At 41.8% G+C, this 25,058-nt stretch carries 20 protein-coding genes and 1 riboswitch; of the genes, 10 read left to right on the forward strand and 10 right to left on the reverse strand.

Features of this window, described 5'->3' with window-relative positions:
• Positions 1-3 precede the first annotated feature (3 nt).
• Positions 4-549, forward strand: a complete 546-nt coding sequence (locus FTT99_RS13385; RefSeq protein WP_180131055.1) for a GNAT family N-acetyltransferase — start codon at positions 4-6, stop codon at positions 547-549.
• Positions 550-660: 111 nt separating this feature from the next.
• On the opposite strand, the gene FTT99_RS13390 is transcribed toward FTT99_RS13385, so the two are convergent.
• The 3 genes from FTT99_RS13390 to FTT99_RS13400 all read right to left on the reverse strand — a co-directional run bounded on the left by FTT99_RS13390 (position 661) and on the right by FTT99_RS13400 (position 5,384).
• Positions 661-2,442: an acyl-CoA dehydrogenase C-terminal domain-containing protein gene (locus FTT99_RS13390; RefSeq protein WP_078194153.1), complete on the reverse strand. Its 1,782-nt coding sequence runs from the start codon at positions 2,440-2,442 to the stop codon at positions 661-663.
• Between the two features lie 193 nt (positions 2,443-2,635).
• The gene (locus FTT99_RS13395) at positions 2,636-4,438 is read right to left on the reverse strand and encodes an acyl-CoA dehydrogenase C-terminal domain-containing protein (RefSeq protein ID WP_078194152.1); all 1,803 of its coding nucleotides are present in this window, start codon (positions 4,436-4,438) and stop codon (positions 2,636-2,638) included.
• A 316-nt stretch (positions 4,439-4,754) separates the two neighbouring features.
• Entirely contained in the window at positions 4,755-5,384 is a 630-nt protein-coding gene (locus FTT99_RS13400) for a hypothetical protein (protein ID WP_180131057.1), read from the reverse strand.
• Positions 5,385-5,518: 134 nt separating this feature from the next.
• Between FTT99_RS13400 and baeS the strand changes: the two genes are divergently transcribed.
• The 5 genes from baeS to FTT99_RS13425 all read left to right on the forward strand — a co-directional run bounded on the left by baeS (position 5,519) and on the right by FTT99_RS13425 (position 12,547).
• Positions 5,519-7,189, forward strand: a complete 1,671-nt coding sequence (gene baeS / locus FTT99_RS13405) for a sensor histidine kinase efflux regulator BaeS (protein WP_180131059.1) — start codon at positions 5,519-5,521, stop codon at positions 7,187-7,189.
• A gap of 12 nt (positions 7,190-7,201) precedes the next feature.
• Complete coding sequence (locus FTT99_RS13410) at positions 7,202-7,888, forward strand: response regulator (protein ID WP_078191240.1); 687 nt, start codon at positions 7,202-7,204, stop codon at positions 7,886-7,888.
• Positions 7,889-8,130: 242 nt separating this feature from the next.
• Entirely contained in the window at positions 8,131-9,828 is a 1,698-nt protein-coding gene (locus tag FTT99_RS13415; RefSeq protein WP_180161600.1) for a carboxypeptidase regulatory-like domain-containing protein, read from the forward strand.
• Between the two features lie 352 nt (positions 9,829-10,180).
• The gene (locus tag FTT99_RS13420) at positions 10,181-11,527 is read left to right on the forward strand and encodes an amino acid permease (RefSeq protein ID WP_180131064.1); all 1,347 of its coding nucleotides are present in this window, start codon (positions 10,181-10,183) and stop codon (positions 11,525-11,527) included.
• A gap of 93 nt (positions 11,528-11,620) precedes the next feature.
• On the forward strand, positions 11,621-12,547 hold the full coding sequence (locus FTT99_RS13425) for a hypothetical protein (RefSeq protein ID WP_180131066.1): 927 nt from the start codon (positions 11,621-11,623) through the stop codon (positions 12,545-12,547).
• 21 nt (positions 12,548-12,568) lie between these two features.
• Here FTT99_RS13425 and FTT99_RS13430 read toward each other — a convergent pair whose 3' ends face one another.
• From FTT99_RS13430 to FTT99_RS13445, 4 genes are all read right to left on the reverse strand, one after another.
• Positions 12,569-12,943 carry an MmcQ/YjbR family DNA-binding protein gene (locus FTT99_RS13430; protein WP_218954530.1) on the reverse strand — a complete coding sequence of 125 codons (375 nt, stop codon included), beginning with the start codon at positions 12,941-12,943 and terminating at the stop codon, positions 12,569-12,571.
• 35 nt (positions 12,944-12,978) lie between these two features.
• On the reverse strand, positions 12,979-13,584 hold the full coding sequence (locus FTT99_RS13435; RefSeq protein ID WP_180131068.1) for a murein L,D-transpeptidase family protein: 606 nt from the start codon (positions 13,582-13,584) through the stop codon (positions 12,979-12,981).
• 112 nt (positions 13,585-13,696) lie between these two features.
• Positions 13,697-15,142 carry a YdiU family protein gene (locus FTT99_RS13440; protein WP_180131070.1) on the reverse strand — a complete coding sequence of 482 codons (1,446 nt, stop codon included), beginning with the start codon at positions 15,140-15,142 and terminating at the stop codon, positions 13,697-13,699.
• Between the two features lie 120 nt (positions 15,143-15,262).
• Positions 15,263-16,423 (reverse strand): acyl-CoA desaturase, encoded by a 1,161-nt coding sequence (locus FTT99_RS13445; RefSeq protein ID WP_180078779.1) that lies wholly within the window; start codon positions 16,421-16,423, stop codon positions 15,263-15,265.
• A gap of 188 nt (positions 16,424-16,611) precedes the next feature.
• Between FTT99_RS13445 and FTT99_RS13450 the strand changes: the two genes are divergently transcribed.
• Positions 16,612-17,145: an META domain-containing protein gene (locus FTT99_RS13450; RefSeq protein WP_180131072.1), complete on the forward strand. Its 534-nt coding sequence runs from the start codon at positions 16,612-16,614 to the stop codon at positions 17,143-17,145.
• A gap of 66 nt (positions 17,146-17,211) precedes the next feature.
• Here the strand turns inward: FTT99_RS13450 and FTT99_RS13455 are convergent, their stop codons facing one another.
• From FTT99_RS13455 to FTT99_RS13465, 3 genes are all read right to left on the reverse strand, one after another.
• On the reverse strand, positions 17,212-17,925 hold the full coding sequence (locus tag FTT99_RS13455; protein WP_180063997.1) for a glycerophosphodiester phosphodiesterase: 714 nt from the start codon (positions 17,923-17,925) through the stop codon (positions 17,212-17,214).
• Positions 17,926-18,110: 185 nt separating this feature from the next.
• Complete coding sequence (locus FTT99_RS13460) at positions 18,111-18,695, reverse strand: cob(I)yrinic acid a,c-diamide adenosyltransferase (RefSeq protein WP_078194212.1); 585 nt, start codon at positions 18,693-18,695, stop codon at positions 18,111-18,113.
• A 46-nt stretch (positions 18,696-18,741) separates the two neighbouring features.
• The gene (locus FTT99_RS13465; protein WP_257229280.1) at positions 18,742-20,589 is read right to left on the reverse strand and encodes a TonB-dependent siderophore receptor; all 1,848 of its coding nucleotides are present in this window, start codon (positions 20,587-20,589) and stop codon (positions 18,742-18,744) included.
• A gap of 236 nt (positions 20,590-20,825) precedes the next feature.
• Positions 20,826-20,982: riboswitch (cobalamin riboswitch) on the forward strand.
• Positions 20,983-21,110: 128 nt separating this feature from the next.
• Here FTT99_RS13465 and FTT99_RS13470 point away from each other — a divergent pair.
• The 3 genes from FTT99_RS13470 (at position 21,111) to trpB (ending at position 24,942) form a co-directional block, all read left to right on the forward strand.
• Positions 21,111-22,931, forward strand: a complete 1,821-nt coding sequence (locus FTT99_RS13470; RefSeq protein WP_180131076.1) for a TonB-dependent receptor domain-containing protein — start codon at positions 21,111-21,113, stop codon at positions 22,929-22,931.
• A gap of 159 nt (positions 22,932-23,090) precedes the next feature.
• A complete protein-coding gene (locus tag FTT99_RS13475) occupies positions 23,091-23,732 on the forward strand; it encodes a phosphoribosylanthranilate isomerase (RefSeq protein WP_180131078.1) in 642 nt (213 codons plus the stop codon).
• On the forward strand, positions 23,716-24,942 hold the full coding sequence (trpB, locus tag FTT99_RS13480; RefSeq protein ID WP_180113377.1) for a tryptophan synthase subunit beta: 1,227 nt from the start codon (positions 23,716-23,718) through the stop codon (positions 24,940-24,942). Before FTT99_RS13475 ends, trpB begins: the two co-directional genes overlap by 17 nt.
• Positions 24,943-25,058 lie beyond the last annotated feature (116 nt).

Genomic DNA, 25,058 nt, shown 5'->3' on the forward strand with positions numbered 1-25,058 from the left:
ATCATGCCCAATAGGATTGAAACTGAACGTTTATGCCTGAGAAAGTATCAGTTAGGAGATGAAATTTCATTATTTGATACATATTTTTCGAATATAGAAGCAACTCGTTATCTGCAGCGGTTGCCACATTTAACGATTCAACAGACTAAGAGTGTTTTAGAAAAGTGGGCAGATCATTATTGGTCGATACACAATCCTGATTTTGCATGGGTGATTAGTGATAAGAATACGCATTTAGCGATGGGCTTACTGTATTTCTTCAATCAAGAAAACCATGGAGAAATACATTTTGGGTTAGGGGTGAATTTTCATGGTTGTGGTTATATGACTGAGGCTTTAATTGGAGGAATTAAGTATTTAAAGCAGAATCATGTCACGAATGTTGTTTCATCTTTTTGTGCTGAGGAACATCTAGCATCACAAAATGTCTTAATGAAGGCCGGATTTAAATTAGATAAAGATAAAACGCATTGGGCGAAATTTCCAATGCTAGACGATCAGTTCCATCCTTGTTTTACATATCGAATGGAATTGGAAGATTATGAATAAGTTGGTACGTTTATTATTTTTGCTTAAAGAATCCTATTCATTGGTTATGTATGAAGAGTAATAAGTAAAAAATGCCCGATAAATCGGGCATTTTTGATTTTGTGTATTTAATTAAGCTTGGTTGGTAAAGTAATCTTCAGAGAAGTTCATGATCACTTCAGAACCTGCTTTTACTTTAGCAATGCGTAATGCCAATTCAGGTAAAATACGCTGCGTGAAGTAAAGAGTCAGTGCAAGTTTGTTTTGGTAGAACTCGCCATCTTTGTCTTTTGCTGCATCTGCAATGCGGGCAAACATATAGGCAAAGCTGAGTAGGCCTACAGCATGTAGGTAATCAACTGCTGCTGAGTTCGGGAACTCAATGTTTTCACGAGCAGCTTCCAGTACATATTGAGTTACAGCTTCAACTTCAGCTGCTGCATCTAAGGTTGCATCTTTGATGTAGTTCAAGCTGGCATCTAAGTTATTGGCAAAATCGCGGATTTCTTGGATATATTCAGCAATGAATTCACCATTGCACTTAATGGTTTTACGACCAATTAAGTCTTGCGATTGAACACCGTTGGTCCCTTCGTAAATCTGTGCAATACGGAGGTCACGGATACATTGTTCCATACCCCATTCACGAATAAAGCCGTGACCACCGAAGACCATTTGGGCATCTAGCGTTGCTTGGAAAGCTGTATCTGTTAAATACGCTTTCGCAATAGGTGTTAACAGCGCAACACGGTTATTGGCTGCTTTGACTGCTTCTGGATCCGTAGAGAACTTGGTAATGTCCAGTTGTTGACCCACATAAACCGCAAATGCACGAGACGCTTCATTGTTGGCACGTGCGTTCAGTAACATACGACGTACATCACCATGAACTAAGATGCTGTCTGCAGGTTTTGCAGGCGATTGAACGCCAGAAGCGCTGCGACCTTGTAAACGATCAGTCGCATATTGCGCTGCATTTTGATAAGCAAATTCAGAAGCACCTAGGCCTTGAATACCCATAGACAGACGTTCGTAGTTCATCATGACGAACATCGCTGCAAGGCCTTCATTTTCTTTACCAACCAGGTAGCCTTTCGCGCCATCAAAGTTCATCACACATGTTGCAGACGCTTTGATCCCCATTTTATGTTCAATAGAACCAGGGCCTACAGCATTACGCTCTCCCAATGAACCATCTGCATTCACCAAGAATTTAGGTACGATGAATAGTGAAATTCCGCGTGAGCCCGCAGGCGCATCAGGCGTTTTCGCTAAAACTAAGTGGATGATATTTTCAGAAAGGTCGTGGTCACCGCCAGTGATGAAGATTTTCGTACCAGTAATGTTATAAGTACCGTCTTCATTACGTTCGGCTTTAGTTTTAATAATGCCTAAGTCTGTACCTGCATGCGGCTCAGTTAAGCACATCGTGCCTGACCATTCGCCTGTATACATTTTTGGCAAATAAGTTTCTTTTTGCTCTTGTGATGCATAGCTGTTTAATGCCATGCCTGCACCCACAGAAAGAAGCGGGTAGAGCATGAATGATGGGTTGGTTGCAAACAGCATTTCGTCAGACAGAACAGTCAGCATTTTTGGCATGCCTTGACCGCCCCATTCTTCATCTGCGCCTAGACCAATCCAACCGCCTTCTGCATATTGTTTAAATGCTTCTTTGAAACCAGCAGGAGTCGTGACATTGCCATTGCTATAGGTTGCGCCTTCTTCATCACCTGTGCGGTTTAAAGGATGAGTGACGTTTTGCGCAAATTTTGCCATTTCTTCAAGAATGGCTTCTGCAGTTGCAGCATCAACGTGAGCAAGATTTTCGTTGTTTTGCCAGAATTGTTCTGCTTTAAAAACATCATTTAAGATGAATTTCATATCTGCAAGCGGTGCATTATAAATTGGCATGTTCGTTCACCTGTTTATTGTTTGAATCTGTGGACTTGGGGCAATTTGTATCGACATAAAGCGTGGAGAAAATTGACCAAAGTAAAATTATGAGACTATTTATAAAGAAAAAGGACTGCCAATGCTATGACCGTCCTTTCTCTATTTCTGCACTCAAGAGTACAATTTTTTGAATATGTTTTAGATATTCACATTAGAATGCAAAGTGTTCTGCATCCAATGCCATAAGAGGATCTAGGCCACCTGCGATCACTTCTACATGAGAGCGAACGCGCGGTAAGATTTTCTTGAAGTAGAAGCGAGCAGTCGTTACTTTTGCATTGTAGAAATCAACATCTGTTGTTCCTGCAGCTAAAGTTTCTTGTGCAACTAAGGCCATGCGAGCCCATAAATAAGCAAGCGTTACATAACCAGAGAAGTAAAGGTAATCGACTGCAGCAGCACCTACTTCTTCAGGGTTTTGCATTGCTTTCATACCAATCTGCATGGTTAAGTCGCCCCATTCTTTGTTTAGCGCAGCAAGCGGCTCAACAAATTCTTTCATGGCAGCGTTGTCTTTGTTAGCTTCAACAAATTTATGGATGATCTTGGTGAAGTCTTTCAACATTGCACCTTGAGTACCCAATACTTTACGGCCTAACAAGTCAATTGCTTGAATTTCAGTCGTACCTTCGTACAAGCAAGAGATACGTGTATCACGTACGATTTGCTCCATACCGTGTTCTGAAATGAAGCCGTGGCCACCAAATACTTGAACACCGTGTTTTGCAGATTCAGAACCTGTTTCAGTTAAGAATGCTTTAGCAATTGGTGTTAGTAGAGACAAAATGTTGTCAGAGAATTTACGTTCTTCTTCCGTTGCACCTTGTTCCACGATATCGGCATGGAAAGATAATAAGTAAACCAGAGCACGACCAGCTTCAGCAAATGATTTTTGCGTAAGCAGCATGTTGCGTACTGCAGGGTGCACGATAATTGGATCTGCTTCTTTTTCAGGTGCTTTAGGGCCTGAAAGTGAACGCATTGCCAAACGGTCTTTTGCGTAAGCAAGTGCACCTTGGAAAGCGCCTTCAGAAGCTGAAAGACCTTGTACAGCAGTACCGATACGTGCAGTGTTCATGAATGTGAACATGCAGTTTAGACCGCGGTTTTCAGGGCCAATCAAGAAGCCTTTTGCGTTATCAAAGTTGATGACACAAGTCGCGTTACCATGGATACCCATTTTGTGTTCAATCGAACCACAACGTACCGCATTGCGCTCACCAATTGAGCCATCAGCATTTACATTGAATTTAGGTACGATGAATAATGAAATACCTTTCGTGCCTTTTGGTGCACCTGGAAGACGAGCAAGTACGATATGGATGATATTTTCAGCCATGTCGTGTTCACCAGCAGAGATAAAGATTTTCTCGCCAGAGATTGCGTAGCTACCGTCTGCTTGTGGTTCAGCTTTAGAACGGATAATACCTAAGTCAGAACCTGCATGAGATTCTGTTAAGCACATCGTACCTGTCCATTCACCTGAAACAAGTTTAGGCAGGTAAGTGTCTTTTTGTTCTTGAGAACCGTGATGTTCTAATGTGCGGACAGCACCGTGAGACAGACCAGGGTACATACCCCATGCCCAGTTCGAAGTACCCACCATTTCTGAAATGATGTTGCCTAAAGAAACCGGTAAGCCTTGACCGCCGTATTGCTCTTCAGCAGATAGAGATGGGAAACCGAGTTCGATATATTTTTGATACGCTTCTTTAAAACCAGTTGGTGTTGTTACAACGCCATCATTCCAAGTACAACCTTCACGGTCGCCGACTTGGTTAAGAGGAGAAAGTTCATTTTCACAGAAGTCAGCAGCCGCTTCTAGATATTGGTCAACCAACTCACGACTTACGGTGTCAGAAAATGCAGGCAGTTGTGCATAGTGATCTTCTGCTTTTAAAAGTTCATGCAGAACAAATTGCATATCACGTAAGGGCGCTTTGTATTGTGGCATATCGTTTTCCTCAATACTGGTTTCTACCAGCGTTAGTAATCCTAAATAACATTTGAACGTGTCTTCAATGACACGTATTGGAATGGTTCTAATCGTGCAACATCTTCTTATTGGGTACAAGCATTTCAGGGTGATTTGTTGGTGACTGTAAAGTCAAAGAAATATCCCTTGAAAAAGCTAAGTGCATTGAGTGTAAACGCTTTTAGATGAAAATGAATGACACAAATAGTCAAAAAGCGTAAAAAGATATGTCCAATAAAAAAGGCACTCATGGGAGTGCCTTTTTTACGCAATGATATTGCGATCTAAGTTTGGATTATTTCACTGGTGCTGGCGTCGGGGCAACAGGAGCTTTAGGTTGGAAGCGAACTTCACATTTACCATTGATTTGCTGTTCGCCAACTTTAATCGCAACCGCACTGCCATCGGTTTTGCCTTGGCATGCTTTCATAATCGCTTGTTGTTTGGCTTGGCGTTCCGCTAAACGCTGATCAAACTGTTTAGTCAGCTCTGCACGTTTTGCATCAGTCAGTGGCTCATCGCGTTGCATCTGACCACGTATGTCGCCACGCATTGGACGATGTTCACCGCGCATTGGTTTGTGTTCACCACGTGCTTTTTTCATGTCTTGACGGTCTGCTTTGAACACCATGGTACATGTACCATCAATATTTTTATCGCCAGCTTTTACTTGAACTGTTGAACCTGTAGCCTTGCCATCGCAGGCTTTTTGCATATCAGCAAACACTTGACGTTGCTCGGCACGCATTTGTTTAAAATGTTCACGTTGCTCAGGTGACATACGACGGTCGTGATCACCATGATGTTGTTTCATCATACGGCCATGATCGTTATCTTTTGGTGCGGTTGTCGATTGACAGGCAGTTAATGCACCCATGCTCAGTACGCTTGCACCGATTAAAGCAATTTTGGTCATTTGTTTCATAGTCTTTACCCCACCAGATTAGATCTTTTTCCGATGGTTAAAGATTAAATAATAAAGATGTAGAAACAATGGAGAGTTTTTTAGTTGCGTGTTCGCTACAATAATGAATATAGAAGAAAAATGAGAGCTCTCTTTTGAAAATACGTCGTATCCCGATTGCCCTACGCTTGTTTCTGACTGTGCTGTTGACGACGCTCGTCATCACAACGGTAAGTCTTGGCGTTTTGCATTGGAATATGCAGCGTAATTTCACCAAATATGTGGCCGATGTCGAGATGCAAAAGCTTGACCATGTCATTGAAAATTTAGCCGATGTGTATACGGTCTATCATGATTGGGGCAATGCGATTCAGGCACAGATTCTGCAAATTGAAGGGCAGGCAGCGCCAGATGACTATGATCGTCTCTCTCGGTGGTGGCTACGTCGTCAATATGACATTGCATTGCAGCAGCGCTATTTCCAAGATCATAGTTTAAATGCAGCATCGATGCTGGCAACACCACAGCAAACAGCAGAGCAAAAAATTGAAGAGCTGAAATGGCTGGAACAAAACTTACCATCTGAGTTCCAACCCTTTGAAGGTTTAAAATTTCCTTTAAGTACGAACCAAAATGTATTCCGTCCAAAAGAGTCGAACACGGATGAAAAAGATGCAGATCAATCCTCACAAAGTAACAGTAATAATGGTGGTAAGAAACAATTTATCCAAATGCCTGACCGCTTGGGCTTGAGTTCGCGTTTATCTTTATATGATGCACATCGCCAATTTGTTGTGGGTGAGCCGACAGATGAACAAATCTCTTATCGTCCGATTATGGTGAATAATCAAATCGTGGGATATTTGGGGCTCAAACCTGTCCTCGATCAAGATGATGCGATCAGTATTAACTTCTTTAGTAAGCAAAAACGTTATTTATTATTGGTTTATGCGCTTACGTTTATTGCAAGTTTGATCGCAGCATTGTTATTGGCAACATACTTTAAAAAACCGATTCAGCGTTTGTTAATGGGAACACGTGAATTAACCAAGGGCAATTATCAACATCAAGTTGCAGTGAACCGTAATGATGAGCTTGGTGATTTATCGAATGAATTGAATCAGTTGGCCGTAATTCTCGATCAGCATGAAACCTCACGTCGTCAATGGGTGGCTGATACTTCACATGAATTGAAAACGCCATTGGCCGTGTTACAGGCTCAAATTGAGGCGATGCAGGACGGTATTCGTAAGCCAACGCCAGAGCATTTTACTTCGATGCTGAATCAAGTCAGTAGTCTGAAAAAATTGACCAAAGATTTGGCTGATTTGGCGCAAGCTGATGCACAGCAATTAAATTGTTATCTCACTACGATTAATCCGTGGGATGTCGTTGTGCAGGAAGTTGAAAGCTTTAAACCGAAGTTTGAACAAGCCGATTTGAAAATTACAGCAACGGGCGATGGCACTTCATTACAATTAGATATAGACCGTTTTAAACAGATTATGGTCAACTTATTGGGTAACAGTATTCGTTATACGGAAGCTGGTGGTGAAGTGCATGTTCATACTGAGCAAGATGAAACCCAGTGGACCGTGTATGTTGATGACAGCCCATTTGGTTTAACTGATGAACAGTTGGCACGTTTAGGTGAGCGTTTCTATCGTGTGGATGATTCACGTACGCGTGCAACTGGTGGTACAGGATTAGGATTGGCGTTATCCGTAAAAATAGCTAGAGCATTGGGTGGAGAGTTGAGTTTTGATCATTCTCCATTGGGCGGTTTGCGTTGCAAATTGACATTTCCCAAACAGATGAAATATTAAAAGGAAGCATGCATGAAACATATCATGTTGGTTGAAGATGAAGTGGAACTTGCACAGCTGGTGCGTGATTATCTAGAGGCTGCAGGCTTTGAAGTCAGCATGTTTCATGATGGGCAAGAAGCCTATGACAGCTTCACACAACGTAAACCGAGTCTGATGATTTTAGACCTGATGGTGCCCCGTATGGATGGCTTAACCATTTGCCGTAAAGTCCGTGAGCAGTCTGATTTGCCGATTATTATGGTGACTGCACGCACTGAAGAAATTGACCGTGTATTGGGGCTTAATATGGGTGCTGACGATTATGTCTGCAAACCGTTTAGTCCGAAAGAATTGGTGGCACGTGTGCAAGCAGTATTACGTCGTTTAGAACGTAAAGCAGAGCCAGAGGTGAATGATTTATTCCGTATGGACAAAGCACAGCAACGCATTTGGTATCAACAAAAAGCGTTGAGCTTAACGCCAACAGAGTTTCGTTTACTAGAGTTGTTTTTAGAGCATGTAGGGCAGGTGTATTCACGTGCGCAGTTACTGGATCATATCAACCCAGACAGTTTTGAAGTGGCTGACCGTGTGATTGATAGTCATATTAAAAATTTACGTCGTAAGATTTCAGATGCAGCGGAAACCGGCAACCGTCATGAGTGGATTCAAGCCGTGTATGGCGTTGGTTATCGTTTTGAATATCCAGAAGATTAAAATAGATTGTAAATACTGAAAGGACAGGCTTCGGCCTGTTTTTTTTGCTACGTGTATAGCTAGTTGCATTAATTTTAAATACAAGAAGAACCGAAAGCCATAAAGACTTAAAATGCGAAATTTGCGCATTTAATGAAAATTGGTTATTATTTTGCTGGAATATTCACCAGTATGTTTGAGCTGGCAGAGTTCAATGTAGAGATAACAATTTTTAAAAATGGAACAGCCAGAGGGCAGAACAGATGAAAAATAGCGCTTTTGTAAAAATAATAATGGTCACGGGTGTCTTGGGTTTAACGGCATGTGGTGGTAGTGATCGTGAGGAGACAGGGAGTGTACCGCCAGAGCCAGTTGCCGATGCTATGGTACAAAAGAGTGTAGAAGAGCTGACTTTATTAGATGTGAATAATCTTGCTTTAAATGCTGCGTCGATTCAGATTTTAAGTGATGAAGAATGGCAAAAAGTACAATCAGGCAGTCTGAAAATAGCAACAAATACAATCACAGCAGATGATTCTGAACAGTTATTTCCACCGATCAACAGTTTACCGACAGCGACTCATTTTAAAGGTCAAAGTTACCTTGCGAATGCTCAAGGCATCGTTAAACTGCCTAAATTGGCTGCAGGCACATATTATGTTTTGGTCACTAAAAATGGACAGTCTGCAGTTTCGGCATTCTTGATCCATCCTAAAAATACCAATAAGAGCATTGTGTTGAATGTGGTTCTTAACTGCTTAGACCAAGACTGTCAGACACTAAGTGATGCACCAGTCAATGATGCAGTGGTCGGAACATTGTCTGGTCAAGTGATTTTTAAAGGGAAGCCTTTGGCGAATGCGCAAGTGTCATTGTCTGGCGGTACAGCGACCAATGGCGCATTTGTTAGTGCTTTGACTGATGCCAATGGATATTTCACGCTTTCATTTAATGTATCCAGTGCGCTACTTGAAGCATTGAAAAATGCCACGCTCACTATTAACGGTGCAGGAATTAATACTATTACGAAAAAAGTTACGGTCATTGCTTCTTCTGCATCGGGCTATCAATTTGAAGTGCTACCTGAAACAGTGTCTGCAGATGCAGTTTGGCGTGAAACTTTTGAAGTGGACTCAGCAACCCGCAATGCATGGACAAGGTCGCAGCCAAGTGTGGCCAATGTTGATTGGCAGTTGCTAAACAAAGGTCACAACATTCGTAATAATCAAGTGAATCAGCGTGTACGCTTAGCGCCAAATGACCAAAGTCAAGGCAAGGTGCCTGAGCCACTGCAAGGCAATACTGCGTATTGGTATGGTGACAAAGTAAATGGCAACTTTATTGGCGCTTTAAGTGATTCATCTATGGCTCCAGAGTTTGATGGCGGAACATCTAATACCCATAATATGGGTGAGTTAATCTCACCTGCCATTAATCTAAGCCAGTATCAAGCGCCTTTGAGTTTAAGCTTTAAAACATGGTGGGAAATTGAGTCGGTCAATCCAAATAATCAAGGGTTCGATTTGATGAATATTTTAGTTTCTACCGACGGTGGCAACAGCTTTAAGACCTTGGCTCGATTAAACCCGCTGGCAGATCCGTCCTCTGCATATGAGCGCGCGCCGATTCCATACAGTAATTTAGGCTTTAACCTCGCGCCGGCTGCTGTTCAGCAAGAAGCAATTTCATTGGATGAATATGCAGGCAAGGCCAATGTTCAACTGAAATTCCAATTCAGAACAGTCGATGGACTTTATAATGGTTTCCGTGGCTGGATGATTGATGATGTGGTGATTCAGAAAAAAGCCGGAACTTTCCCATTATTTGATGGAGCGAGTTTTGATGAATATTCAGATAGTTTCTCTCAGGACTATACTGGCGTCGCTGCAAAACAAGCGGGCACTGTGCTGAAAAGCACGAAGAGTTATGCACGCTGGGCTGATGTTCCACAGCGTAAATAACGATTTACATGACACCGCAGCATAAATAAATAGGTTTAGACGTACTGCATTCACTATCAATCATCCATCAAGTGAAGTGAATGCTAAAAAGCAGCTCTCTATTGAGGGCTGTTTATATTTAAAGGGACAATATATTCAGCCACTTAAGTATGCTGGCAGCTAAATTTTCTGGCTGTTCTAATAGAACCATATGGCCTATATTGTCCATCCTATCAAGTTGACTATGTGCTATAGATTGATGCAGCTCACGCACTGTATTCCATAATGATTCATACAGAAATGATCTGCGAATATTTGGCTGCAAAGAGCTGCACAGGCTACAATCCACTTTTTTATAAGATGAGAACGTGTTGTGAGCAGCGAAATGCCTCAACTGCAGCGCCGATTAAAGAACCGTCATATTCAGCTGATTGCAATGGGTGGCGCAATCGGGACAGGGCTATTTTTAGGCTCTGCGCATATTATTGAGTCGGCTGGACCATCGATAATTCTGGGCTATTTGATTGGTGGTTTGATTGCTTTTCTGATTATGCGCCAGCTGGGCGAGATGATCGTGCAAGAGCCAGTCACAGGTTCATTCAGTCATTTTGCTTTTAAGTATTGGGGCAAGTTTGCTGGCTTTTTAACGGGCTGGAACTACTGGATTCTCTACATTTTAGTGGTGATGACCGAGCTGACTGCGATAGGCAAATATGTCAATTACTGGTGGCCGCATGTGCCTGCTTGGGTTTCAGTTCTGGTGTTTTTTGCTGTGATTACGCTAGCCAATTTAGCCAATGTCAAACTGTATGCAGAATCTGAATTTTGGCTGTCGATGATTAAAGTTGTGGCGATTGTTGCCATGATTATTTTTGGTATATATCTGCTACTTACAGCAGGCGCAGACTCTACCGCTTCGATTAGTAATTTATGGGTACATGGCGGCTTCTTCCCGCACGGTTTTGAAGGCTTATTCTACATGCTAGCCTTTATGATGTTTGCTTTTGGCGGCATTGAATTAATCAGCATGGCGGCGGCTGAAACTGAAAATCCTGATCAAAATATCCCGAAAGCGGTGAATCAGACCGTAATCCGCGTGTTCTTATTTTATATCTGTTCCTTGGCGGTACTGCTGTCGCTGGTGCCGTGGAATCAGTTGAAACTTGGCGGTTTGGATCATAGTCCTTTTGTGATGATTTTTAATCAGATGGGGATTGATTGGGCGGCGCATTTGCTGAATTTTATTATTTTGACGGCCTCCGTTTCGGTCTGTAATAGCGGCATGTATGCCAATAGCCGCATGCTGCTTGGTTTGGCAGAACAGGGCAATGCGCCAAAAGCCTTTAAACAGGTGAATAAGCACGGGACACCGATTGCTGCAGTTTTATTTTCTGCTTTGCTGATTTTTGGCTGTGTGCTGCTGAATTATTTCTTACCTGAAAAAGCATTGAGTTATTTGATTTATATCGTGGTGAGCGCTGCGGTGCTGAATTGGATGCTGATCAGCTTGATTCATTTGAAGTTTAGAAAAGCGATGCAGCAGCAGGGCATACAAACTAAGTTTCCTGCTTTATTTGCACCGTTCACCAACTACTTTGTTTTGGTGTTCATGCTGATGATTTTGTACATCATGTGGAATCAGGGTTTTATGCTGTCGGTGCTGATGCAGCCGGTGTGGATTGTATTGTTATTTGTCATATTTAAGCTATCTCAAAAATAGTTATTATTAAATGTGTTAGATGAAAATCTAAGTTATAAGAACTTGGGTTTTCATTTTCATATATAATTTATAAAATAAAAATCAGATATTGCTATGTCGACAGAAGTGAACAATAAATTATCAAAAAAATTTGGGTTTTTACCTGAAAATTTGAATATTACTAACGAATATTTTTCTATCCAAACACTAGATAATCTTGAAGAAAAAATTAGCTTAATTTCACTAGATTCAAATGTTTATAAAGATTGGATATATGCACCAGAAGCACAGATGATGGATTTTATGACTGATAAAATTCATATTTTGCCGTACAAATCTCGTATTTTTGGATTGCCTAAAACTCACAGTTTAACAGTATTTAATTTGCATGAAGCTCAATTAGAGTTTTTATTATGGTGCTTATCCTTTTTTGTAGGAATGCGTTTATCGACAACAGAAGATGGTTTTTTAGATGCTACCCCACTCAAACAAAGAAAAATTTTTGATTTTATAGTGCCTAACTCTGAATTAGAGACAGCATTGCTTTGTTTAACACAGTATATGATTTCATTAGATGATGATGAGCTTAGTTTTAAAAGAATTTCTTCAGTTGTGCATCTGCTCTTATTGGCACAAAATCCGCAAAATTTAAATTTTGAAAAGTTTAATTACTTATATATGGGTTTAGATACTTGCTATAAAATTGTGCAGAATAAAGCAGGAAAAGAGTCAAGACCTAAATCTAACGGTCATCGTATACAATGGATGTGTGAATATTTTGAAATATCAGTGCCGGATTGGGCAGTTTTACATAAAAAGAATTCTTTAATTTCCGAAATTAGAAATAACACGTTTCATGAAGCGTTATTTTTCGATGAGCCTTTGGGTTTTGCGATATTTAAGTCAGACTCTAATCGGAATGTTCTTTTAGAGATGCAAAATTTAATCTGTCGCTTTTTGATCGCTATCTTAATCAATCCAAAAATTGATTATGTAAAAACGCCACTTGACACGAGAATGATGCAATTATTAAAGCTTTGATTAGAGAGATAAAAGCTTAACTCAATAAGCACTTTTTAAAATATCAATTCTCAATTTTTCCGCTTTTTTGAGTTTTGAAACCACCAATTCATAAGAATTCAGTACCAAATCTTGCAGCAGTTCTTCTTCTAATTCTTCATCTGCAAATACGGAAATCCAATGCTTCTTATTCATATGCCAGCCCGCACGAATAAAGGGATAAATATCTTTAAGCATTCCGCCATTGTCTGGCAGCACTTTTAAATTGATCGCTGCTTTGCCTTCTAAATGAAAACTCAGCATAAAAACCTTATCCATCACTTTAAACACATCACAGCCTTCACCAAAAGGCTGGCTGCATGTGGTTTCTGGCAGGGCTAAGGCTGTCTTCGCAGCTACAGCATGTAATGCAATCATAGGGGATACCCAAAAATAAGCCTGAGCGTTAAAGCCTAAGGATGAATATTAATCGCTGTATCATTATTCACCAGTTGCCAAATTTCATCCATATCAATATTGCGCACTGCAATACAGCCCCAAGTCCAATCTTTTTGTGGGAAATACGTCATCAGTTGTGGTGCAGCTTTCATTTGTAAACTGGTCGCCGAACCATGAATCATAATGTCACCACCTGCAGAAACCCCTAGATTTTTAGCCTTCTGTTTATCGGCCGCATTGGGGTAAGAGATATGCAAAGATTTATAAAATGCGCTTTGCGGATTACGCCAATCTATATGATAAGTTCCTTCTGGCGTCTTGCCATCACCTTCTTGAACTTTATGTCCAAGCGGTTGAAAACCCAGACGCATCGAGTAACGCCGAATGACCTGATCCTGATGTTTTAACTCTAAATAACGATCAGCTTTATGTACTTGAATACTGTCGATCGGCGTTTCTGTGCGAATTTTTTGAATTTGTGCATCGCTTAATTCAGGTGGAAAGTCTAGTGCATTGGTAGGTGTAGGTAGATATTTTTCAAATTTTTGATAGGCAAAGTAGGCTACCGCAATACAGAGGAGGGTAGCGAAACTAAAGATCGTGATATTTTTTCTTGTCATTGTAATTTAGTGGATAAACTGCTTTCGCAGTCCATCGATTTCTGAATTGTGGATAATGTTTAAATTATCCACAATTTTGATTCGAGTGAAATGTGGATTTGTGGATAATTTTTTAAGACGAGCAGCTGACCATCACTTCAGGCACATCACTTGGCAAGGGGCCTAAATCTTCTGTTGTTTCCAGTTCAGGCTGTTTGCTAAAGGGCTGACTGAGCAATGTAAACAAGCGCTCAACTTCTGAAAAATCATTGCGTTCAGCAAGCTCAATCGCTTTTTGCGCCATATGGTTACGCAAGATATATTGCGGATTGGCCTGTGCCATTTCAGCATCTAAAGCATCGGTGTCCTGATGCGCACGGATGCTTTCATATTGTGCCAAGAAACCTTCAAAGGTGCGGCGGTCTAAGCAGTCATCTTTAATGGCTTCATATTCATGATTTTGCAGACGAATAAAGCTTTGCGTGTAGTCCAGCTGTTCACTTTGCAGAATACGCAAAAAGGCCATGGCGCAGTTAAAGCTGTCTTTATGGAAACTTGGCAAACCCATTTTCTGAGCTAAGCCCAATTTATAATGTTCTAAGAAGGTCAGTTCAAAATGCTCTAAGCACTTAGCTAAATCTTCTTTCCACTGTTCTTTGTCATAGTCCGTAGGGCAGAGCGGAATGAGATTATTCAGCCACTGCCAGAGATTCCAATGCCCGATACTTGGCTGCTGCTGATAGGTATAGCGGCCTTGGTAATCCGAATGGTTGTTGATCCAGTTTGGGCGGAAGCGCTCCATAAATCCATAAGGTCCAAAATCGAGCGTTGAACCAGTAATATTCAGATTGTCAGTATTCATCACGCCATGTGCGAAACCAATGAGCTGCCATTTGGCAATCATCACTGCGGTACGCTGAATGACTTGAGTGGCAAAAGCTAAAATCGGTTGTTCGGCATCCAAGCATTCAGGGTAGTGCCATTCAATGCATTTTTGCGTGAATTCAGGTAGTAAATCACCCTGATATTGATTGATCCATTCAAAATGTCCCAATCGGATATGACAGTCAGATGTACGTAGCATCATCGCGCCAAGCTCGAGTTTTTCACGCTGTACGCCTTGTTCAGAGCTGGTAAAACCCACGGCATTACTTGATGCAACACCTAAGCTGTTCAGCGCATGTCCTGCAAGATATTCACGAACTACTGAACGTAGCACCGCACGGCCATCACCCATGCGTGAATAAGGTGTAGAACCTGCACCTTTGAGATGGAGGTCAATGGTTTGCCCATGTTTATCTACTATTTGCGCAATCAATAAGCCGCGACCATCGCCCAATTGGCCGGCCCATTGACCAAACTGATGACCAGCATAGACCATCGCTAGCGGCTCAAATTCCTCAAAGGTTTTTTGCCCACTGCAAATCTCTACCCATTGAGCTTTATCTTCATCCGACCATTGTAACTGTTCAGCCAAAGCAGCATTGAAATGTCCTGATTTTGAGCCTTTTAAGGGTACAGGCTGCTGATGATGGTACAGGCGAGGTGGCAGGGTGTTATATCGGGCATTGAACAGCATAATGATCTTTAAAAATTCAAATTATGTAGAAACTATAGCAAAGACCAGATAGAAAAACTGTAGCTTAAAATGATAAAGCCTCCATAAGGGAGGCTTTATCATTTGAGGGGCTTAAAAGAATTAAGCAGTTTTCTTTTTCAAGTTACGCATCAATTGATTCAGTGTTTCACGGTGCTGTGACAGACGCTGTTCAACTTGTAGGAATTCAAGTTTGAGTTTGTCATCCATCTGATGAATTTTTTCAGCAACTGCTGTTTTCTTCGCTTGAATTTCCTGTTCTTTTAATTTTGCCCAGTCATTCAAAGTTTGCGAAAACGCATCATATTCTTGAGAAATACGTTGTTTTGCTGTGGCAATGTCATCGGTCATATTCAGACCATAAATCGCAAGGTCTTGTTCAGCATATTTAAACTTCATTGCCAACTCAGCTTTTTTAATATTAAAGCTTGGAATACGGCGTAAGTTCTTTGCCAAACCTAATTTAGAACATGACCAAATTAGCCATTTAGTTGGGTCATATTGCCACCATTTCACACCATTACGGTAGTCGTATTGGAAAATGTGATGGTAGTTATGATAACCCTCACCCCAAGTAGCAATAGCTAGAACAAAGTTGTCACGTGCTGTATTTTCATCAGTATACGGACGTTTTCCCCACATATGGCAAAGTGAGTTAATAAAGAAAGTTACGTGATGGCTTAAGATTAAACGCATTAAACCGCCCAATAATAGAACGCCCCACATGTCGCCTACAGCCCAACCAATTGGTAACAAAATAGCTGCGTGAACGGCAATCACTAGAGGGATGTAATATTTGTCTTGGAACATCACGACTTTATCTTTTAATAAGTCAGGTGCATTTTTATAGTTTGGTGCTGCTGCTGGATAATCACGAAGCATCCAACCAATATGTGCATACCAAAAACCGCGGTTGATTGAGTATGGATCTTGATCCACATCATCAACATGACGGTGATGTGTACGGTGGCCTGAAGCCCAAAATAAAATACTATTTTGAACTGCAAAAGTACCCATGAGCATTAAAATGATCTTTAAAGGCAAGGTTGCTTCATAAGCACGGTGTGCCCACAAGCGGTGATAACCCGCAGTAATACCTAAACTGCTGACACCCAGTAAAACAAACATACTGATCCAAGCAGCGGCACTAAAATCATGATTAATGGCATATAACGGAATTGCAATAACTGCGACAATAGGTAAAAACACCAATGCAAAAATGGCAATCCAGTTCATTGGGGCTTTGGGTAGGGGAGCATTCATCTCCAACAGCACTCCTGAAACCTTGGGAGGTATAGATAGGACGAATCCCATTAATTTTTTAAGGGATTTTAAACGTACAGAATAGTAGCACGGGAAAACCCGTTTTCACCACTGTTATTGTACAGTTGTATTGTTCTAAACAGTAACATAATACGACTGAAGTTATTTGACTTTTTGTGGAGTAAAAGATGCCAAAAAATCAGCAAATTTGTCAAAATAATCTGAAATTACTTATCAAATACTGCATCTGGGGCAGCTTTCTGATCAGTTGTCTTGGACTGATGGCTTGTCAAAATTCTCCTACGCAGACGGTGACTATAAAGTCACACGGAAAGTCACTGGGCAACAGTATTGAGCAGCCATTAAAAGTTATTCGCGTGAATGATGGGATACAAGATATTCCATGGACGATTGTGCAAATTGTAGGGCAAAAAGCCAAGTTCTTTCATCATCAACCTTATCTTCAGTTCAATTCGCAGTTTCGACAAATTCAGGGAAATACGGGATGTAACACTATCAGTGGCACTTATGTGATCGATACATTAAAACACAGCATTGATCTGAATGCCCGAGCAGGTTATTTCAGCTGTGATTCGGCTTTGGCTCAAGAGGCTGAACTTTCAGATGCCTTGCAAGCCGCAACACAATTCCAAATAAAAGGGAAACACATGACGATGCAAAACAGTCGGGGACAAACTGTATTGGTTTTGGAAAGAAAATAGACCGATTGAAATAGCGACGTGTTGATTGAGAAGTGAATTACACAAATCTAGGTGAACAAAGCAGCATTAAAAATGCTGCATCATTAATTTAGGATAGTCGGTAATTAAACCGTTGATGCCCCAATCTTTAAGCTGTTTAGCACGATCAACGTCGTTGACAGTCCACACGCTCACATTTAATTTTGCCTGCTGTGTGGCCTGAATAATGTCTGAATTGGCAAGTTGGTTCATCCAACCGATTTGGATACAACCTAATTCAAGTGCTTGTTCAATCGCTTTAAATTTTACGTCCGTTTCAACCAAAAGCCCGCGTTTGAAGCCAGATTTTTTTTGTTGCAAAGCAAGATGAATTTTAGGGTCAAAACTAGTGATCACCGCGGAATGTTCGAAACCTTGGAGCTGTTGTTCCAAGGTTTCAGTCAGTGCTTCAGCTTCAGTCTGTGTCTTCACTGCTTTCACTTCGACTTCAATATGATCGAAGTTATGAATAATTTTGAGCGTTTGTTCGAGCAGTGGCGTCGGCTCAACTTTATTCCATTCTGACCAAGTCACAGCATGGTTATAGGGTTCTAACTCTTGTGAACTACATTCATATAGATGTTTATCTTGACCTGTCGTTCGCATAAATTGGTCATCATGCATGATCACTAGGGCACGATCTTTAAGTTGCCGAACGTCAAATTCGACAGCACGAATTCCTAAGTCTTGAATATATTGGAAACCACCTAGGGTATTTTCAGGTGCTTCACCACGAGCGCCACGGTGACCGATTATGCGCATACGAGGCCTACAAAAAAAGATGTTAAGAACATAATGTCCTGTAAGAATGACAGGGAGATGACACTGTTATTTTGATCCGATCATTCTGAAATACAAGAATGATCGGACGAAATGTTTCGATTTATTTCAATGTAAAGTAGACTTTTAATTGATCAAAGGATTTGAGCAATTTTTGAATCCAAAACTTATTGATCGATCGTGTCGTTAATATTTTTCTGCCATAGCACTTCAGAGCCACCTTCAGCACGTTGTAATGTACGCGATGCGACAAATAACCAGTCTGAAAGTCGGTTCAAAAGCTGCAATGACGGTGCTTGAATGTTCTGGTCGCGGTTATGTACAGCCATTAAACGGCGTTCTGCGCGGCGGCATACGCTACGAGCCTGATGGGCAAAGCTACATACTAAAGTGCCTGAAGGCAGGATAAAGTCTTTCAGCATCGGCAGCGCTTCATTCATGCGGTCGATGTCATTTTCCAAAAACTCAATCGACACAGGCTGTACCAAGTTGAAGTTTGGAATACAGACTTCACCGCCAAGGTCGAATAACCAATGTTGAATTAGGCTGAGGGATTTATCCCAAGTCGCTTTGTCTTCAATGCTGCTAAGTGCAATGTGTGAACGCAGAATACCAATACTTGAATTGAGTTCATCGACATCGCCTAGGGCTTCGATGCGTAAATCATCTTTAGCTACGCGAGAACCGTCGCCTAAACCTGTCGTGCCTGAATCGCCTGTGCGGGTATAAATTTTACTTAAACGGTGGCCCATTTTAATTGTCCATTTTTTGATTAAAAGTTGAATAAAGTGATGTGTATTAATATTTAACAGTGACACCGATAGAGGCTAAACGCCCGCCATTCATATAATACAAACCTGAACCATACGATGAGGTTTTGTATTCGACATCACCGATATTTTGTAAATTGGTAAAGACTTTGAGGTTGGGATTGATATTCCAAAATGCACTCATTTCAATAGTGGCATAACCGGGATTGCGTGCCTGATAATCTACGGTATCTGACTTGGCATTCAAGGTTGCATTCATGCCATAAATGTCATTGCTCCAACCTGTAGTCAAGCTTAAATTCTGACGTGGGCGACGCTGTAAATCTTGTTTTTTCTCATCATCTTGTGCTTTCACATAATGATAGCTAAGTTTGCTTGACCATTCGCCATTTTGCCATTGCAGATAGGTTTCCACGCCTTGATAAACCGCTGTATTTAGATTTTCTAAAGTGTAATGAGGACCGTTCACAATCAGATGGTCGATTTTGGTATGGTACACGGATAGACCGGTACTTAGCCCATGATTCAGCTTTTGGTCGACGCCAATCTCATAAGAAATACTTTCTTCAGGCTTTAAGTTTGGATTGCCTGACCAGCTGTTATAGCGTTCATCTAAGGTTGGCGATTTAAACGCAGTACCAATATTGGCATATACACTGGTAAGAGGCAGTGCTTGCAGACGAATTGCAGCTTGACCAATGGTATGGCTGCCATACTTTGCATCGTCTTCTAGGCGAATTCCGAGCTGTGTATTAAGACCATCTTGATGATATTGATGCTGTAAGTAATAACCAGTGCTACGGTTATCATCTTGGTAGGCTGTGCCATAAGACACAATATCACCGCTGATTTTGCGGTGTGTGATCCCGCTTAAAAGCGTTTGCTTTGGCGTCAGATCAAATTTGGAATAGATTTCCGCTTCTTGGGTTTTATTGTGGGTGAAGTCGGCGGTTGTAACCTGATCTAGCTCATCTTTAAATTGAGAAAGGCGAGCGTGCAGTTCTAAAGCAGGTAAAAGATGCACTTCACCACGGAGGTTGATCATTTCATTGCTAAAGTCTTGCGCGACATTGCTGTAGTTTAGGCAGTTATAGTCTTTATCTTCATTGCTACAACTGACATAAAAGCTGCGACCATCGTTATAGCTATAGTCCAATGAGTAAGCATGATTTTCTTGTTTTGATCCAACTTTTGCGCTCCAGCCTTTTTGGTCATAGCTTGCTGTACTCAGTTCATCTAGGTCAAACACTTTGGTGGCATCGGATTCTAAGCGTTGTCCTCGAATCTGTGCGTAATAACCATTTTTTGTGGCATCTGCGCCAATAATACTTTTATAGGTTTTGTGTTCACCCACTTCGGTACTGGCAAAGGCTATATTTTCTGTGGGTGTCTTGGAAATAATTTGTACCACACCGCCAATCGCATCTGAGCCATACAACACAGAGGCAGGGCCTTTTAAAACCTCTATTTGTTGAATATCGGTAGTATCCAAAAATTGTAATGGCGCCATGCCTGATGTAGCCGAGTTCAAGCGTACGCCATCGCGTAGTACTAAGGTGTGGTCAGATTCTGTGCCACGCACAAAAATCGAAGCCACTTGTCCTAAGCCGCCGTTTTGCACCATATTGATAGAAGCATCGTTACGCAGCAAATCACTCATTTGGGAAATAGGGGATTGTGCAACGGTTGCAGGTTCAATAATGGCGATACGCGCAGGCACATTTTCTAATTTTTCTGCAGAACGTGTTGCTGTGACGACAATGGTGTCCATTTTAGGTTGTGCAATTGAATCTGCTGCAACAGATATTTGGGAGCTAAAAATACAAAGGGCAGATATGCCAGCTGCAAGAGCAGTCGGCTGAAAAGGAAAAGGCATACAATGCTCCATGCATTTACCCCACGTAAATGATTGAGTGATAGAACACAGTGAGCAGGTATCGGACTGGCAAAGCATTGCTTGCACACCGTTGCGGGGGCAGTGTTGTGGAAACTTCCCATGCCAACTGTTGTGAATGGCTTAAGTATAGAGAACTCCGATTTATCGAACAATCGAAACTATGGGGTATTTGAAGATAGGTACATATACAGCTTGACTTGCTGTGGAGCAGAAATTAATCTGCCTGCGCTTCAGGTGCTTCCTTAATTGAGAAGTGAAACTGGGAAGTCAGTCCAGCAGTATAGAGCTGTTGTTATCTGACACTGCCCCCGCAACGGTGAATCGTTATTCATAACGTAAGTCCGGAGACCGGCCTGATGCAGACCTATTCATAATGCGGCGGGCGTTATAGCGGGATTGCATGCTTTTGTCTGAAAAATGGCAAGCCTTGTCTTACCCCAAAACCGCCTCGCGTTATCCAACTTTTATTTCGCACGGGCGGTGCGATCGGGGAATACAGCATGCATTCTTTCTCTAAGACTCTTATCGGGTCGCTTTTTGTTTTATCTCCACTTTCTGCTGCGATGGCAGAAGACCAAGTTCATCAACTTCCAGTCATTACCAACACGGTTGCCAATATTGTTGAGCAAGACTCACAAAAAACTTTGGCGGCAGTGACCGTGATTAACCGTGAAGAAATTGAGCGCAAGCAATTTACTTCTTTACAAGAATTGCTTCGTACAGTGCCGGGCGTAACGTATACCAACTCTGGTGGTTTAGGTCAGCCAACAAGTATTTCCATTCGTGGTACAGGCTCTACTGCGGTATTGGTATTGGTGGATGGTCAAAAATTGGGTTCAGCAACTTCAGGCCAAACTTCATTTGAGCATTTGCCAGTTGATCAAATTGAACGTGTAGAAGTGGTCAAAGGTCCGCGCTCAAGTTTATATGGTTCTGAAGCTGTAGGCGGTGTGATTCAAATCTTCACCCGTAAAGGGACGCAAAATGGCGTAAAACCATTTGCTTCGCTCAAGTATGGTTCACATGAAACTTACGATGCAAATGTCGGTGTGAATATTCGTCAGGATAATTCTTGGGCGACGCTGAGTTTGGCAGGCTTGAAAACACAAGGTTTAGATGTAACAACTTTGCCGACTGAAACAGATAAAGATGGTTATGAAAACTATTCTGCGTCAATTAAAGCGGGTCATCAGTTTAATGATCAATTTGCAGCTGATTTTAATGTTCTCTATGTAAATGGCGAAACAAATTACGATAGTCCATATAACCTAAATCCTTATAACAAGGTTGAACAAAATGTGTATGGCGTTGGCTTTAGCTATTCTCCTGTAGATCTTTGGAAAACGCAGCTTAAATTTGGCCGTTCAGAAGATAAATACGAAACCTTTAGTGCAGATAAATCGACGGGTGTATTTGATACCACAAAAGACAGCATCAGCTGGTTAAACACATTATCTTTCAATGCAAACAACACACTATTGGTGGGTGTGGATTACTTAAATGATCAAGTCGACAGCACCACCAATTACGATGAAAAAGAGCGTGATAATGTCGGTTACTATGCGCAATATCTTGGCGATTTTGGTCGAGTGAACCTGCAAGCTGCTATTCGTTTAGATGATAATGAACAGTTTGGTGATCACACCACAGGCAATGCCGCTGTTGGTTATTCATTTAATGACAACTACGGCACTTATGTTTCATACGGTACAGCTTTCCGCTCACCGACATTTAATGACTTATATTATCCGGGTTGGTCAAATCCAAATCTAGTACCTGAAGAGTCTGAAAACATTGAAATTGGATTCAAAGGGTCGCAATGGCTGAACTGGTCTGTTTCTGCCTTCCATAATGAAATTGATAATATGATTTCAGGCGGAACCAATATTGCAAAAGCAAAAATTAAGGGTGTGGAAGCTGAGTTCGGACAGTCACTGGGCAACTTCACGTGGAACTTAAACTATACTTATCAAGAGCCTGAATATAATTCTGGGGCGACCAAAGGTAATCAAATTGCGGGTCGTGCAGGTCAATTGTTGAATATATCTGCAGATTATACGATGGATAAATGGACGCTAGGTGGCTCTGTACACGCAGAAGACCAGCGTTATAAGGATGCCGCTAATACAACAAGCTTTGGCAGTTTTGCGACAGCAGATGTACGTTTAACCTATCAAGCGACTCCTGAATTTTCTGTACAAGCGAAGCTTGCTAATATGTTTGATAAAGAATATTACACGGTGTATGACTCTTGGAGTGATTATTACTACCGTCAAGAAGGCCGTACTGCTTGGGTAACATTACGTTATGCAATGAAATAATTCATTAAAATGTCAAAAGGCCCTGATCATTCAGGGCTTTTTATTTTTGCGTAGCAATAATGCTGAAAATCCACGCAATTCATGAAAATTGCATTACAATGATTCGCCTTTATATTCATAGATAGGCTATGAATAGGGCGGAGTCAGAGCCAAAACAACATGCGAACCCGTGCCAAAATCTGCGGAATTACACGTATTCAAGATATTCAATCTGTCGTCCAAGCTGGCGCAGATGCGATAGGATTCGTATTCTTTGCGCCAAGCCCGCGCAGTGTAACGGCAGCGCAAGCTGCTGAGCTGATTCAGCATGTGCCGCCGTATGTGCAGACAGTGGGTTTATTCGTGAATGCATCGGCTGCAGACATACAGAATATTTTAAAAATTTCACCTGTAGACATCCTGCAATTTCATGGCGATGAAAGCCCTGAACAGTGCCAAACAATTGCGCAGACCGTTGGACGCCGATGGTACAAAGCCATTCAGGTGAAGCCTGATTTAGATGTGATTAGCGAAATCCAAGCTTTTCAGCAGGCAGGGGCAAGCGCCGTACTGCTCGATGCATGGCATCCAGAACTGAAAGGCGGTACAGGGCATAGCTTTGACTGGGCACAGTTTCCAAAACTCGATATTCCTTTAATTTTGGCGGGCGGTTTAAAGCCTGACAATATTGAAGAAGCGATTCAAATCACTGGTGCTTACGCCGTAGATGTGAGCGGTGGTGTAGAATCGGCAAAAGGTATTAAAGACCAACAACTCATAGAACGCTTTATGCAAGGAGTCCATCGTGGATCAGCAAAATAAGATTGACTATACCCAATTCCCTGACGCACAAGGGCATTTCGGTATTCATGGCGGGCGTTTTGTGTCAGAAACTCTAATGGCAGCACTTGAGGATTTAGAAAAACTCTATTTCCGCATGAAAGATGATGCTCAGTTTTTGGCAGAATTCGACCGTGACTTGGCGTATTACGTCGGTCGTCCTAGTCCTTTGTATTATGCTGAGCGATGGTCGAAAGAGTTGGGTGGTGCGCAAATTTATTTAAAACGTGAAGACCTGAACCATACAGGTTCACATAAAGTGAACAACACCATTGGTCAGGCTTTGCTGGCTAAACTTTCAGGAAAAAAACGTATTATTGCGGAAACAGGCGCAGGTCAGCACGGTGTAGCAACGGCAACGATTGCTGCGCGTTTAGGCCTTGAATGCGTGGTGTTCATGGGTGCAGAAGACGTAAAACGTCAAGCCATGAATGTGTACCGTATGCGTTTGCTTGGAGCGACAGTTGTATCTGTAGAAAGCGGTTCAAAAACATTGAAAGATGCCATGAACGAAGCGATGCGTGACTGGGTAACCAATGTTGATTCAACTTATTATGTGATTGGTACCGTTGCAGGTCCGCATCCATATCCGCAATTGGTTCGTGATTTCCAATCGATCATTGGCCGTGAAGCGCGTAAACAAATTCAAGAACAAGCAGGCCGTTTACCAGATGCCTTGGTTGCATGTGTGGGCGGCGGTTCAAATGCGATGGGCTTGTTCTATCCATTCTTAAATGATGAAGATGTGAAAATGTACGGTGTCGAAGCTGCAGGCTATGGCATTGAAACAGGCAAACACTCTGCACCACTCAATGCAGGTCATGTGGGTGTACTTCACGGTAACCGTACTTACCTGATGTCGGATGATCAAGGTCAAATCATTGAAACACATTCAATTTCTGCAGGTCTGGACTACCCAGGTGTAGGCCCTGAGCACAGTTTCCTCAAAGATATGCACCGTGTGAACTATGTGCCAATCAATGACACTGAAGCGCTACAAGGCTTCCGTGATTTAACCCAAATTGAAGGTATTATCCCTGCATTGGAAAGCTCACATGCGATGGCTTATGTGACGAAACTTGCGCCGACCATGGACAAAGACCAAATCATTATTGCGACTGTATCAGGCCGTGGCGATAAAGATTTAATGACCGTTGCCCGCATTGATGGCGTGGAAATGGTTGAGATGTAAACTCCTTTAAGCCTCTCCCTTTGGGATGAGAATCTCGGAATATATTCTGAGTTCGCAAGTGGAGAGGGTGAATTAAAAATCGCGCAGAAGCAATTCCGCGCGATTTTTTCTTGCTG

It is taken from the genome of Acinetobacter sp. YH12040 (assembly GCF_013420005.1).
GTDB lineage: Bacteria > Pseudomonadota > Gammaproteobacteria > Pseudomonadales > Moraxellaceae > Acinetobacter > Acinetobacter amyesii.